Origin of the sequence: Drancourtella massiliensis (assembly GCF_016900655.1) — a bacterium.
GTDB lineage: Bacteria > Bacillota > Clostridia > Lachnospirales > Lachnospiraceae > Sellimonas > Sellimonas catena.
In genome coordinates this window covers 72,209-85,894 of sequence record NZ_JACJKH010000004.1, presented here as the reverse complement: position 1 = coordinate 85,894, position 13,686 = coordinate 72,209, and the positions used below count along the sequence as shown (strand labels likewise).

Sequence of the window (13,686 nt, the reverse complement as noted above, 5' to 3'; positions counted from 1 at the left end):
CTTCTAAAATCTCCCTTTCAGACTTCTGGCAAGTCTCTCCGCCAGTATTTCGCCCTTGTGCTTTTCTCCGGAGATCATGCCCGCCTCGAACTGCCCGGTTTCTTCGTGATAGTAAAGCCCCCGGATCCGGATTTCATTTCCGGAAGTCTCGGCATAGGCTGCAACCGGAGACGTGCATCCTCCGTTCAGATACCGGACAAATCCGCGCTCCGCCTTTGCCGCAAACCGGCTGTCGGAACAGTCCACTGCCTCAATTCCCGGTATCTTTTCTCCTTTTCTCCCCTGCACTGCCAGAATCCCCTGTCCTGCGGAGGGAATCATTTCATCCACGGAAAAGATACGGGAGACAAGGCCCTCCATTCCCAGCCGTTTCAGTCCTGCAAGAGCCAGAATCGTCGCGTCATATTCCTCATGCTCCAGCTTGAACAGCCTTGTCTGGACATTTCCCCGGATATTTTTAAAACTGCACTTTGGATACAGCTTTCCTGCCTGCAGAGACCGTCTTCTGCTGGAAGAGCCTATGATTCCGCCTTCCTTCAGGTCCTGAATTCCCGGCTTTAAAATCAGGGCATCTCTCGGGTCCTCCCTTTTTGTATACGCAATGACAGGAAGCTCTTTTGGAATCTCCATCGGCATATCCTTCAGGCTGTGAACTGAAAGATCGATGTCCCCATTCAAAAGCGCCCGGTCCAGTTCTTTGACAAACAGACCTTTCCCCCCGATCTTTTCCAGACTTTTATGGAGGATCTTATCGCCTGTCGTTTTCATCGTCACAATCTCGATCGTAAGCCCGGGACTTGCTTTTTCCAGAGCTTCCTTTACAATCTGTGCCTGTCTGACCGCCAGAGCGCTCTCTCTGCTCCCTATTTTCAAGTGTGTTCTCATGCTTTTTTCCTTCTTTTATCGCTCTTTATCAATCTTATATAATAAGGCATTGAGGATGGCCGCCGCAACCGTGCTGCCTCCTTTTCTCCCTTTTGCCACAATATACGGCACGTCCACGGTCATGATCCGTTCTTTTGCCTGCACCACGTTGACAAATCCTACCGGAACTCCGATCACAAGAGCCGGATGCACACACCCTTCCCGGATCAGTTCTTCGATGGCGATCAGCGCCGTCGGCGCGTTTCCTACCGAAAAGATGATCTGCTTTCCGGTCTTCTGCGCCATGTCTGCCGCCTTTTTCATACTGGCAGCCGCTCTGGTTGTCCCTTCTCTTTTTGCTTCTTCGGCTACGTCCGGATCCGCCATATAGCAGACGGCTTCTATTCCCAGTTTCTCCAGAGACGCTTTGTGAATTCCGGAACGGGTCATATTGGTGTCAGTCACAATGACCGTATTCCCCCGGTCTGTCAATGCCCCAAGAGCAGAAGATACCGCATCCGGCGAAAATGTCATTGTATCCGCGTATTCAAAATCTGCTGTCGTGTGGATCACCCGTTTGATGATATCCTCCTGCCCCTCAGGGAAGATTTTTCCACCGAGTTCTTCTGTAATAATCTCAAAACTTCTGCGCTCGATCTCTCCCGGCAGAATCTGTTCCAGTTCCATTTTCATATCCTTTATACTCCTTCTTCCAGAATCCGGTATACCGCATCCATATCCAAATGTTCCCGGATCATCTTTGCAAGCTGGTCATACTGTTCCTCTTTGTATGCTTTGAAATCCAGCACTTTCAAATCCTCCACCTGAAGCCCTTTCCGTCTCATCAGAAGTTCCACCAGTTTTCCGGAAATCTCCGCCGAATCAAAAAAACCATGCAGATAGGTTCCGCAGACGCTGCCCTGAACACAGCCCTCCATACGTGCACCTTCTTCCTGCATCGTGCGGATTCCGGTAAACGAAGCACCTCCGGCAGAAATGGTTTCTCCCATGTGGATCTCATATCCTTCCAGCCGGCATCCGCCAAGTCCGCCCCAGAAATCATCCGAAGCAGCCACGAATCCTTCGGCTCTCGTTCTTTTTTTCTGTCCGGTAAAGATGGTTTCCACCGGAAGTAGGTCCAGTCCTTCCATCGAAATCGGAACCCCGTCCCCGGCTTCCATTCCCTGCGGATCTGAAAGTTTTTTCCCAAGCATCTGATAGCCTCCGCAGATTCCGATGACCGGAACATCCCGCGAAGCTGCCTGCTGGATTTTCCCGGCAAGCCCGCTTTCCTTCAGCCATTTCAGATCCGCCATCGTATTTTTGGTTCCCGGAAGAATCACCAGATCCGGATCTTTAAACTGTCCCGGCCAGTCTACATACCGGACCGATACACCCTCATAGCACGACAGCACATTCAGATCCGTAAAATTGGAAATCTTCGGGAACCGGACTGCCGCAATGTCGATTTTCCCTTTCTGCATCCGGCTCTGAAGGCGTTCGCTCAGGCTGTCCTCATCGTCGATATCCAGATACATATACGGGATCACTCCCCGGACCGGACACCCGGTACGTTCTTCCAGCATCCGAAGCCCCGGTTTTAAAATATCCACATCCCCGCGGAACTTATTGATCACAAGACCTTTTACCATCTTCCGTTCTTCCTCTTCCAGAAGAAGAAGGGTCCCGGCAAGCTGGGCAAACACACCGCCCCGGTCGATGTCTCCTACGAGAAGTACCGGAGCCTTCAGCATCTTTGCCAGTCCCATATTCACAATATCGTCCTGTTTTAAGTTGATCTCGGCCGGACTTCCCGCCCCTTCGATCACGATAATGTCATGCTCACCGGCAAGAATCTCGTAGGCATGCAGAATCTCCGGGATCAGCTGTTTTTTGTATGCATAGTATTCTTTCGCCGGCATGACGCCCCGGACTTTTCCATTTACAATGACCTGCGATCCGGTATCACTTGTCGGTTTCAGAAGCACCGGATTCATCTCCACCCGCGGAGCAATCCCCGCCGCCTCGGCCTGCATCACCTGTGCTCTTCCCATCTCCAGGCCGTCTTCCGTGATAAAGGAATTCAAGGCCATATTCTGGGATTTAAAGGGCGCCGTCCGATATCCGTCCTGACGGAACACTCTGCAAAGTCCTCCCGCCAGAATACTTTTTCCGGCATTGGACATGGTTCCCTGTATCATGATTGGCTTTGCCATGATGTTTCTTCCTTTCTTCGTTCGATAATCCGCCGGAAAGCACGAAGAAGCTTCTCATTGTCCTCCCGTCCTTTCACCGCGATCCGGTAGTAGCCTTTCCCAAGTCCCCGGTAGTTCCGGCAGTCACGAATCAAAAATCCTTCTTGTTTCAACTCTTCGTAAAAATCTATTTCGCTATAAAACAGAATGTAATTGGCACTTGCCGGATAATAGCGGATTCCCATCCGGGTAAATTCTCCCATGATATGGCGCCGCTCCTCTGCAATCAACTGTCTTGTGACCGCCGGAAGCAGATCGTCCGCAAGCGCCGCCGTTCCGGCCGCCTGCGCCGGGACAGATACAGCCCACGGCTGTCTGGACTTCTGCATCCGTTCCAGCAGTTCTGTATCCGAGCAGACTCCGTATCCGCTTCGTACACCCGGTATGGAAAACATCTTGGTAAATGCCCGAAGCAGGAACAGCATCCGGTTTTCCCGGATCAAAAGCTCATGGTGAATCCACGGTCCGTCCTCGGTAAAATCAAGAAAGCACTCGTCCAGTACAAGCCGGATCTGCTTCTTTTCACACGTTTCCACAATCTCCAGAAGCAGGGATTCTTCCACGCACCGGCCGGTCGGATTGTCCGGCGAACATAAAAATACCATATCCAGATCCTCTGTCAGTTCGTCCAGGTACCGTCTTGTCAGGGCAAATCCTTCTTCCTCTTTTCTTTCGTGAAACCGGATCCGGCAGTCCACCGTGCGAAGTGCCTTTTCATATTCGGAAAAGGACGGCGTACACAAAAGGGCCCGCTTTGGTTTTTCTGCAAGTACCATCGTATAGATCAGATCGGCCGCCCCATTCCCGCAGATAATGTGCTCCGAAACGGTCGCCTCTTTTTTGGCCGCCGCCTCCCGAAGCGCCCTGCATTTCGGATCCGGGTAGGCAGTCACGTTCTCCAGGCTCTTTTTCAGTGCCTCCATGACCTTCTCCCCCGGTCCCAGAGGATTGATATTTGCAGAAAAATCAACCAGTCCTTCGTTTGTATAAATATCGCCTCCATGCTCCTGCATGTTCTTCACCTCGCTTTTCTTTTATATAATCACAATCAGCCTTGCCAGCCCGAAAACCAGCAGCCCCAGTACGGCCGTTCCATAAAGCAGCCGGTTTGCCCGTCTGATATCCTCCCGTTCAATCGGGCGGATGTCATCCCCGATATAAGGTTTCTCGTACAATTTTCCAAAATACCACGCATTTCCTGCCAGGCGGACCGAAAGAGCTCCCGCACAGACCGATTCGGTCTGAGCCGCATTCGGGCTTTTGTGGTTGTGACGGTCCCTCTTGTAGATCTTCCATGCATTTGCCATGCTGTAATGTCTGCTGTCAAACAGTCCCAGAATTCCGGCCGCTCCGATCATCAGAAACGCCGAAAGCCTTGCCGGAATCAGGTTAAACAGATCATCCATTCTGGCTGCCGTCCGGCCAAAATCCAGATACCGGTCGTTTTTGTAGCCCACCATGGAGTCCATCGTGTTGACCGCTTTATAAAAAAAGCCAAGCCCTGCTCCTCCGATCATCATATAAAACAGCGGGGCAATAATTCCGTCGGACGTGTTCTCCGCCACCGTCTCCACCGCAGCCTTCACCACGCCTTCCTCTGTCAGGCTTTTCGTATCTCTCCCCACAATCATGGACACGGCCTTTCGTCCGTCCTCAATCGTCCCTGTATCCAATGCCTGTTTTACTTTCATGCTTTCTGTCTTCAGAGACTTTGTGGCAAGCAGCTGCCAGCACCAGAAACTCTGGAGCAGGAAATAAAGCACCGGATGAATCTGAAAGGCCGCCCACAAAAGGAGGCATGGAACGAGTGTTGCAATTCCCGCTGTTCCGATCCAGAGAAGCGTTCCCCTTCTTCTGAGACTCTCTGGAGAAGTTCCCTCTTTATACAGCTTCTTTTCCAGTCCGCTGATCAGATGTCCGATGATCCGTATCGGATGATAGATCCAGGCCGGATCTCCAAAGAACAGGTCCAGTATAAATCCTGCCGCGCATGCTGCCAAAATAATCATAGTTTTCTTTCCACCTTACATTGTTTCTCCCCGGTTTTCCACCGGTCCTCAAAAATACGGACCTGATATCCACATCCGTTTCCACAGCTCCACTCATAGTATCCCTGTTTTGGAACCGCGTATGCCGAAAGCACTGCCATCAGCGTGCCTCCGTGGGCGACGATGGCCGCCCGTTCGATCTTCTGTTCCATCAGCCTGTCCACGGCCCGTTCAAAGGTCGCCCGCGTCCGTTCGCAGAAAGATGCCTTTGACTCGCCTCCCGGAAACGGTAGTTCTCCTCCGGAATCGATCCACGCCTGATAGGAAGGATCTCCCGTCAGTTCCAGATAATTCTTCCCTTCAAAAGCGCCGAAATCACATTCCCGGAATCCGTCCCATACGGTCTGTTCCACCTCCGGATAAAGTAACTTTGCCGTCTGACGGCACCGTATCATGGGACTGGTCAGGACAATCTCCGCACGCGGCATCTTCTTTATTTCCGCCACCGGAAGAATCGGTTCGTCTGTCGTTCCGATATATCGTTTTTCCAGATTTCCGGCCGTTGCAAAATGCCGGATCAAGGTCAGTTCCATCGTTCTTCTCCGTTTCTGTTTCGTCTCTTTACGGACCGTTTTTCTCCATCAAAACCGGATCATCCAGGACCAGGCTGTCAGCACCGTCAGTACAGTAAGTTCAAAGACCTGGAGAAACCAGCCTGCCAGATCCCCTGTAATGCCGCCGAACTCCCGCACTGCCATCCTGAGATACCGGGCAAATACTGCTCCCGCCGTAAAAAGCAGAAGCACTGCCGGGATGACGCCGGATACTGCCACCAGAAAAATCACACCTGCTGCAAGATAGATTCCCGTGGAAATCCATACTGCCTTTTGTCTGGCAGATTCCCGGAACGCAGCCGCAAGTCCGTCTGATTTTGCTCCCTTTCCTACCGTCACGGAAAGGCCACTCAATGTTCTGGACAGAACCATGGCGCAGGCCATCCCCGGAAGGACTTTCTCATCTGCCGCCGACCAGAGGGCCAGACTCCAGAGTAGATATATGGCCGCACTCATCACCGCAAAAGCTCCGGTGTGCGGGTCTTTGAGAATCGCAAGCTTTTTCTCCCGTTCCCCGTAGGAATGCCTTGCATCCGAAGTATCCATAAAACCGTCCATATGAATTCCGCCCGTCACCAGAAGCGGAAGGATCGTCAGAAACACAGCCGGAAACAAGGCCGGAAGTTTCCCCGCATCCCGAAGGCCAAACAGCACAAGTCCGGTTCCCCACGTCAGTGCTCCGGCCACGGCTCCTACCAGAGGGAAGAAGCAGAAGGCATACTGCATGGACGGTTTCGTCCACTGGACTTTTGGCATGGGGATTTTGGAATACATGGAAAAGGCAATGATAAAGGATCGAATCCATTTCATGATGTGTACTCCTTATACTGTTCTACCTGAATGTCATCGAAGGAACTCATCTCCTCGTAAACCATCATGGCCATATCCAGAAGCGGGAAGAGGGCGCAGGCTCCGGTTCCTTCTCCAAGAGCCATGCCAAGATCCAGTACGGCTTCCATTCCAAGCTCCTCCAGAATCCGGTTATGAGCAGGTTCTTTCGACCTGTGGGAAGCAAACAGATATTCCTTCACCTTCGGTTCTATCCGCACCGCAGCAAGGGCAGCCACTGAGGAGATAAATCCATCCAGCACCGCCGGAACCTGATATCTGGCACATCCTAAGAAAACTCCGGTCAATCCCGCAATATCCAGTCCTCCGACCTTTGCCAGAATGTCCACCGGATCCGACGGGTCCGGATTTCTCTTTGCCAGTCCTTCTGTGATGACTTCCTTTTTCCGGATCAGGCCTTCATCGGAAAGCCCGGCTCCCCGTCCGGTCATCACTCCGCCAGCCTCCCCGGTAAGGGCACAGGCCACGGCGCTGCTGGTCGTCGTATTGCCGATTCCCATCTCCCCGGTAGCAAGGATCTCATACCCCTGCGCTTTCCGCTCTTTTACGATCTTCATTCCGGTCAGAATGGCACGGACGACCTCCTCCCTTGTCATGGCCGGCTCTTCCAGAAAATCCTTCGTCCCGCAGGATATCTTGTATTCTGCTTTCGTAAGTCCCTCCACGTCCGTCAGAATTCCAATATCGTAAGGCAGAATGTCTGCACCTGCCACCTTTGCCATTTTACAGACACTGGTCTGCCCTGTCAGAAAATTTCCCGCTACCACAGCGGTCACCTCAGCTCCGGTCTGGGAGACGCCTTCCTTTACAATCCCATTGTCCGCACAGAGCACCACAATCCCCTTTTTCTGTAAAGATGGATGAAGCCTCCCCTGAATTCCCGCGATCCTTGCAAGCATCATCTCCAGCGCCCCCATTCCATGAAGAGGCTTTGCAAGATGGTTCCACCGGGTAAGAGACGCTTTTCTTACCTCCTCATCCGGCAGTCTGATCTGTTTGATCTCATTTTCCCATATCGTCTCCGGCATTTCCTTTCTCTCTCCTTTCCAGACAGCATCCGACAAAGCGTTTGGCAAATGCCGGATTGGAGTCATAGCTGATATGTGCAAATCCCGCAAAGACCTGCTGCTTTTCTTCCATACACTCCCATGACCGCTGCCCATCCGGCTTCACAGCCAGACAGCGGTCTCCGTTTTCGGTACAGTCCCAGTAATGAAACTCATGGCCACGGATCGTCTCACCCCGTTTCAAAAACAAAAGCTCCTCTTTTGGCTCCAGAGTCAGATATCCAAATCGTCCTAATGTATGCGTCCGGTACCCTCTTCCTTTTAAAAATCCGGTCATCGGGTACATCATTCCGTCTTCGCCTTCCAGCTCCTCTTTCAGATAGAGAAACCCGCCGCATTCCGCAAGGCATGGAAGTCCTCCTTTCAGGCTCTGAAGCACCGATTCCCGCATGGACACATTTTCAGACAGCTCCTTTGCGTAGAGTTCCGGGTATCCCCCTGCCAGAATCAGGCCGTCGATGCCATCCGGCAGAACCGCATCATGAAGCGGAGAAAACGGTACAATCTCGCAGCCCAGTTGCCGCAGCAGTTCCAGATTATCTTTATAGTAAAAGCAGAACGCCTCATCCTTTGCCGCGGCAATCCGGAGTTTCGACTTTTCCGTCCCTTCTTCTTCCCCTGCTTCTTGTTCTCCCGTTTCCAGATCCGGCGCTTCTTCTGCAATCTGTAACAGCAGCTTCAGATCCAGCGTCTCTTCTGCCTGTCCTGCAAGCAGATCCAGTTTCTCCTGCAATTCCTCCACTTCCTCCGGAAGAATCAGCCCCAGATGTCTGCTTTTTAATTCTGCATCCGCCATCTTCGGGAGATATCCTGCCAGCCTGACCGCATGGCCGTTTTCCCGCAGCCACTGCTCCAGTACCGGCGCAAGCTTTTCATAGGTACGTCCGGTGATCCCGTTCAAAATGACCGCCCGGATCTGCCCCGCCGTTTCGTATTCCAGATAGCCTTTCAGAAGTGCCAGCACCGAATGTCCCATTCCCCGGCATGGAACGACCAAAGCTACCGGCATCTGAAGGACAGATGCAATCTCACTCGTACTCCCCTTCGGACTTTCCAGACTCATTCCGTCATAATATCCCATGACTCCTTCCGCCACTACCAGATCCGCACCCCTGCTGTGCCGTGCCAGAAGCTGCTTTTGCATCCCGGGCTCATGGAAGAAAAGATCCAGATTTTCAGAAGGAATGCCGAGAACCTTCTCATGGAAAAGCGGGTCAATATAGTCCGGGCCGCACTTGCATGCCGCCAGGGCAAGGCCCCGCTTCTGATATGCCCGCAGCAGCCCGCAGACAATGCTCGTCTTCCCGCACCCGCTTCCGGTTCCGGCAATCAGAAGCCGTCCTGTCTTCTTTGTATCACTCATGGTCCGCTTCCTTTCTTCCCTGAAACACAGCCATCCACACCGGATTCTGGGCTGTCATCAGATGGTAGGCTCCCATCTTCCGGCTGCCTGATGCCTGAATCTGCATCACCTCGGCTGTCTCCCACCGGCTGTCCTGCAAAAGTTCCGTCATCTCCCGGATCGTTTCCATGCTGACCGCAGTCAGCACAATCCGGACAGATGAATTTTTCGACAGACAGGTTTCCACGATCTCTTTCAGCCTGCTTCCGCTTCCACCGATAAACACATGGGTCGGCGCAGGAAGATCCGAAAGCGCCTCCGGTGCGTTTCCCTCTACAATCTCCACCTGATCGGTCCGCCATTTCCGCTTATTTTCCTGAATAAGAGCAATTCCTTCCGGATTTCTCTCCACAGCATAGACCCGGATGGAGCCGTCCTGAAGCGCAGCCTCTACCGACACGCTTCCGGTTCCTGCCCCGATGTCATAGAGAACCGCATCTTTCTGAAGCTTCAGTGCGGCAACCGCCATGGCCCGGACTGCCGACTTGGTCATCGGCACTTTTCCCCGGATCAGCTCTTCATCTTCCAGATGCCGTCCCACAAACGTGTCGTAGTCCGGGTTGTGTACCAAGAGTACGGAAAGCCCGGAAAGCAGCTCCGACGTCAGTTCCCGGATCGTTCCGCGAAAGAAAACTTCTTCTTCATACGAAAGATCCCGTCCTGCTGCGGCTTCCAGATGATCCAGCCCGTACCAGGACATCTTTTCCAGAAACTGCTCTGCTGTCTCCCTGCCGCCAAGAAGCAGGAAGGTGTGTTCGTGGGTACAGATCTCATAAACCGCATTCTGTCCGGTTCCGTGAAGGCTGACCAATGCCGCCTTCTCCCACGGCACCTGACAGCGTGCCGCCATGCAGATCACTGATGAGATACCCGGCAGCACCCGGATCTCCCATCCACTTCCTTCCAGGCGCTTTATAAGCTGTTTTGCACCACTGTAAAATCCCGGATCGCCGGAATATAAAACGGAGATTTCTTCTCCTTTTTCCTGCTCCAGAATCGTCATGATCTCCTCCGGACGGTAAGATGTATAGCATCTGGCCTCTTTCTTCCGGATTGATTCTACGCTTTGCAGCATCCTTTCGGCACCGATCAGTACAGTGCTTTTCCGGATCTGCTCCCTGGCTTCCTGTGTCAGGCTTTTGTTTCCGTCTGTTCCGATTCCAATCAGATTAATCTTCTTTTTCATATCGATATCCTCTCGGCGTCACCATCGCCTCCCCGATCACTCTTGTCTGGGAATTGCCGATGAACACCGTGGTAAACATGTCTGTCCCGGTTTCTTTCAGTCTTCCAAGGGTTGTCACATGCTTTTCCTGCCCGTCTCTTGCGATCTGGCGCACATAGCCGCAGACCGTATCCGGGCTCTGATATTCCAGAAGAATCTCGCAGGCCCTCCGGAGATAATCTTTTCGTTTCCGGCTGGATGGATTGTAAAGGCAGATGGCAAAATCCCCTTTTGCCGCAGACCGCAGACGCTCTTCAATCTTCTCCCACGGCGTCAGAAGATCGCTCAGGGAAATGACCGCAAAATCATGGATGAGCGGAGCTCCCAGAATGGCCGCTCCCGCAGTGGCGGCGGTAATTCCCGGAACTACCTCGATCTCCACTTCCAAATATCCGCGTTCTTTCCGGATCTCATGCATCAGACCTGCCATGCCGTACACTCCGGCGTCCCCGCTGCAGATCATGGCTGTTGTCCGGCCCTCCCAGGCTTCCCGGAGTGCCATCTCACAGCGCTCCACTTCCTTTGTCATCGGCGTAGTCAGAAATGTCTTCCCCGGGAACTGCTCTTTTACCAGATCCACATAGACGGTGTATCCGATGATCACCTCACAGGATTCCATCGCCCGTACGGCCCGGATCGTCATTTCCTCATAAGCGCCCGGCCCGATTCCTATGACATATACTTTCTTTTTCATTCTTCCGTCTCCCCGTCTTTCTTCGTTCCTTCCCGGAACATGGTGGTAAATTCCGGATCATACAGCTTCGACCGCTCATATCCGGTTTTCTTTCCGCCTTCCAGCACTTCTCCTACTACAATCAGCGCAGTCTTCGTCACATGGTTCGCTTTGGCGGTTTCGGCCAGCGTTTCCACAGTACACCGGTAGACCGCTTCTTCCGGCCAGCTTGCCTTATAGACGATGGCCGCAGGTGTATCTCCCGGATAGCCCCCCGCCATCAGTTCTCTGGAAAGCGGTTCCAGAAGTCCGGTGCTTAGGAAAAGCACCATGGTTGCCTGATGAGCCGCAAAGCTGCGGATCGATTCTTTTTCCGGAACCTTGGTCCGGCCTTCCATCCGTGTGATAATGACGGACTGGGAAATCTCAGGGAGGGTGTATTCCAGTTTAAGAGCTGCCGCCGCTCCGGAAAAGGAGCTGACTCCCGGACAGATCTCATAGGCAATTCCCCGTCTGTCCAGCTCATCCATCTGCTCTTTGATGGCTCCGTAGAGACTTGGATCTCCGGTGTGAAGCCGTACCGTCGTCTTTTTGTCCTTTTCTGCTGCTTCAAGCACTTCCAGCACCTCTTCCAATGTCATATAGGCACTGTCATATACCTCACAAGTTTCCTTTCTGACCTGTAACAGTTCCGGATTGACCAGTGATCCGGCATAGATAATCACGTCCGCCTCTTTCAGCAGGCGTTCGCCACGCACGGTAATCAGGTCGCACGCTCCCGGCCCTGCTCCGACAAAATGTACCATCAGGATCCCTCCTTTATCACAATCAGCGAATAATAGCTGGATTTCTCCGGCACATCGTCCGGATTTTCATAAATCTTTTCATTTTCCATCCCGCAGTTTTCCACCATCCAGAACCGGTCGTTTGACGCCTTGACCGTCTCTTTGACATAAGGCATCTTTTTCCCTGTTTTCATCAGAATTTTCGTTCCGGAAAGCTTCAGCCCCTCTTCAATTCCATAGGAGGCCGGCAGGATATGAATCTCCTCTTTATTTTCCGCAAGCCCCAGGTTCAGGGCCGCTGCCGCCGCGCAAAACGACGGAATTCCCGGTATGATCACCGCCTGGTACCCGTCTTTTTGCACCCGTTTATGAATGTACAGATAGGTAGAGTAAATGGACGGATCTCCAAGGGTCAGAAATGCAATGTTCATTCCTTCGTCCAGATATTCCTCCACCTTCTTCGCTCCCGCATCGTGGATGCGTTTCAGTTCTTCTTTTTCTTTCATCATCGGCATCGGAAGGCAGAGCACCGGCTTTTTACGAATCTCCGGCACTTCCGGCAGCACAATCTGATATGCCGCACATCGATCGAGATACGGCATCCCTTCCTCCCAGATACACGGCTCCTTCAGTGTACTGTCAGACACCGGAACCGCGATCATATCACAGGACCGGATCAATCGGACCGCCTTCAGCGTCAGAAGCTCTGCCTCTCCCGGCCCTGTTCCTGTTCCATATAAGATTCCACTCATTCTTTTTGTCCTTTCCGTTCCTCTTTGATCTGTTCGAGAAGCTCCATGGCGCCTTCCGTCTTTCCAAGGATCCCCCATTCTTTGGAGAAAGTCAGAAGTTCCACCTGGACTTCTCCTCTCGTCCTCTGATTGAGATACCAGGAGATACGCTCCATGATCCGGGACATCACGGCTTCCCGGATGCCAGCCCTCGTCAGAACGGCAAGCATCTCATCTGTGGTGACGCTCTCCTCAATCTCAGGCACCAGCCCGATCAGCTTTTCCATGCGCCCCGGATCTTCCTTTAAAGCCCCGGCCGCAAGATGGGAAAGCGCCGCAAGAAACACCTCCGCACGCGCGTCCGCTATCCTCGAGTGGGTATTCATGACACCTGCCGCAAGCTTGGCAAACTTTCCGATGTGCCCCACAAGAAGAACTCTCGGAAATCCAAGCACCACTGCCATATCCAGCGCCTCGCCCACATAGTTGCTGCATTTGACCGCCCGGTCCGGGGAAAAGGAAAGCTCATCTTTCAGAAAATCACTTCCGTAATTTCCCGGCACCAGACAGAGCGTCTGAATTCCTTCCTGTTTTTGTACTTTCATTTCCAGAAGGATGGTTTCCGTCAGAGCCTGCTCACTCATGGGTTCTACAATCCCCGTTGTTCCAAGGATGGAAAGACCTCCCACAATCCCAAGTCTCGGATTGAATGTCTTTTTGGCAAGTGCTTCCCCCTCCGGCGCAGAAATAGTCACCTTCAGTGTCCCGCAAAATCCGGCTTCCCCGGCCGCCTGCCGGAGAGCTTCCGTAATCATCTTCCTTGGCACTTTGTTGATGGCAGGCGCTCCCACCGGCTGCTCCAGTCCCGGCTTTGTCACCCGACCGATACCCTCCCCGCCTTCCAGCACAATCCGCACCGTCTCCGAATCTGGTTCCTGCCGTTTATCGGACTCTTTCTTTACTTCGGCAAAGACGAGCATTCCGTGGGTAATATCCGGATCATCTCCTGCATCTTTCCGGACCGCGCATGACACTGCATCGGAATGTCGCACGATCTCCTCCACTTCCAGAAGCAAGGTCTCTCCTGCCGGGGCAGTGATGCGGACTTCCCGGATTTCCTCTCCGGAAAACAGCATGATTGCCGCCGCCCTGGCCGCTGCCGCCGCGCAGGTTCCCGTCGTATATCCTCTTTTCAGTTCTTTTTGTCCCTTGATGACTGTCTGCTTTTCCATC

General features: G+C 52.9%; 14 protein-coding genes. All 14 read right to left on the bottom strand.

Features of this window, described 5'->3' with window-relative positions:
* Positions 1 to 3: 3 nt before the first annotated feature.
* From hemC to cbiD, 14 genes are read right to left on the bottom strand one after another with little or no spacing between them, the layout of a single operon-like run.
* Entirely contained in the window at positions 4 to 885 is an 882-nt protein-coding gene (gene hemC, locus H6A32_RS03340; protein ID WP_204863756.1) for a hydroxymethylbilane synthase, read from the bottom strand.
* A 15-nt stretch (positions 886 to 900) separates the two neighbouring features.
* Positions 901 to 1,557: a precorrin-8X methylmutase gene (locus H6A32_RS03335; protein WP_191426349.1), complete on the bottom strand. Its 657-nt coding sequence runs from the start codon at positions 1,555 to 1,557 to the stop codon at positions 901 to 903.
* Between the two features lie 5 nt (positions 1,558 to 1,562).
* On the bottom strand, positions 1,563 to 3,080 hold the full coding sequence (locus tag H6A32_RS03330) for a cobyric acid synthase (RefSeq protein ID WP_204863755.1): 1,518 nt from the start codon (positions 3,078 to 3,080) through the stop codon (positions 1,563 to 1,565).
* Positions 3,062 to 4,132 carry a pyridoxal phosphate-dependent aminotransferase gene (locus H6A32_RS03325; RefSeq protein WP_204863754.1) on the bottom strand — a complete coding sequence of 357 codons (1,071 nt, stop codon included), beginning with the start codon at positions 4,130 to 4,132 and terminating at the stop codon, positions 3,062 to 3,064. The genes H6A32_RS03330 and H6A32_RS03325 overlap by 19 nt, the downstream gene beginning before the upstream one ends.
* 21 nt (positions 4,133 to 4,153) lie before the next feature.
* Positions 4,154 to 5,128 carry an adenosylcobinamide-phosphate synthase CbiB gene (gene cbiB / locus H6A32_RS03320; RefSeq protein ID WP_204863753.1) on the bottom strand — a complete coding sequence of 325 codons (975 nt, stop codon included), beginning with the start codon at positions 5,126 to 5,128 and terminating at the stop codon, positions 4,154 to 4,156.
* Positions 5,125 to 5,700 carry a histidine phosphatase family protein gene (locus tag H6A32_RS03315; RefSeq protein WP_138372537.1) on the bottom strand — a complete coding sequence of 192 codons (576 nt, stop codon included), beginning with the start codon at positions 5,698 to 5,700 and terminating at the stop codon, positions 5,125 to 5,127. Before H6A32_RS03315 ends, cbiB begins: the two co-directional genes overlap by 4 nt.
* A gap of 48 nt (positions 5,701 to 5,748) precedes the next feature.
* Complete coding sequence (locus H6A32_RS03310) at positions 5,749 to 6,531, bottom strand: adenosylcobinamide-GDP ribazoletransferase (protein ID WP_138372538.1); 783 nt, start codon at positions 6,529 to 6,531, stop codon at positions 5,749 to 5,751.
* Positions 6,528 to 7,598, bottom strand: a complete 1,071-nt coding sequence (cobT, locus tag H6A32_RS16265) for a nicotinate-nucleotide--dimethylbenzimidazole phosphoribosyltransferase (RefSeq protein ID WP_243424848.1) — start codon at positions 7,596 to 7,598, stop codon at positions 6,528 to 6,530. The genes H6A32_RS03310 and cobT overlap by 4 nt, the downstream gene beginning before the upstream one ends.
* A complete protein-coding gene (locus H6A32_RS16260; protein WP_243424847.1) occupies positions 7,573 to 9,000 on the bottom strand; it encodes a cobyrinate a,c-diamide synthase in 1,428 nt (475 codons plus the stop codon). Before H6A32_RS16260 ends, cobT begins: the two co-directional genes overlap by 26 nt.
* Positions 8,993 to 10,225, bottom strand: coding sequence for a precorrin-6y C5,15-methyltransferase (decarboxylating) subunit CbiE (cbiE, locus tag H6A32_RS03300; RefSeq protein WP_204863752.1), 1,233 nt, complete (start codon positions 10,223 to 10,225; stop codon positions 8,993 to 8,995). The genes H6A32_RS16260 and cbiE overlap by 8 nt, the downstream gene beginning before the upstream one ends.
* Positions 10,209 to 10,958: a precorrin-3B C(17)-methyltransferase gene (gene cobJ, locus H6A32_RS03295; protein WP_204863751.1), complete on the bottom strand. Its 750-nt coding sequence runs from the start codon at positions 10,956 to 10,958 to the stop codon at positions 10,209 to 10,211. Before cobJ ends, cbiE begins: the two co-directional genes overlap by 17 nt.
* On the bottom strand, positions 10,955 to 11,743 hold the full coding sequence (cobM, locus tag H6A32_RS03290) for a precorrin-4 C(11)-methyltransferase (RefSeq protein WP_087167196.1): 789 nt from the start codon (positions 11,741 to 11,743) through the stop codon (positions 10,955 to 10,957). The genes cobJ and cobM overlap by 4 nt, the downstream gene beginning before the upstream one ends.
* Positions 11,743 to 12,474 (bottom strand): precorrin-2 C(20)-methyltransferase, encoded by a 732-nt coding sequence (gene cobI, locus H6A32_RS03285; protein WP_138372541.1) that lies wholly within the window; start codon positions 12,472 to 12,474, stop codon positions 11,743 to 11,745. Before cobI ends, cobM begins: the two co-directional genes overlap by 1 nt.
* Positions 12,471 to 13,685, bottom strand: coding sequence for a cobalt-precorrin-5B (C(1))-methyltransferase CbiD (gene cbiD / locus H6A32_RS03280; protein WP_204863750.1), 1,215 nt, complete (start codon positions 13,683 to 13,685; stop codon positions 12,471 to 12,473). The genes cobI and cbiD overlap by 4 nt, the downstream gene beginning before the upstream one ends.
* Position 13,686 lies beyond the last annotated feature (1 nt).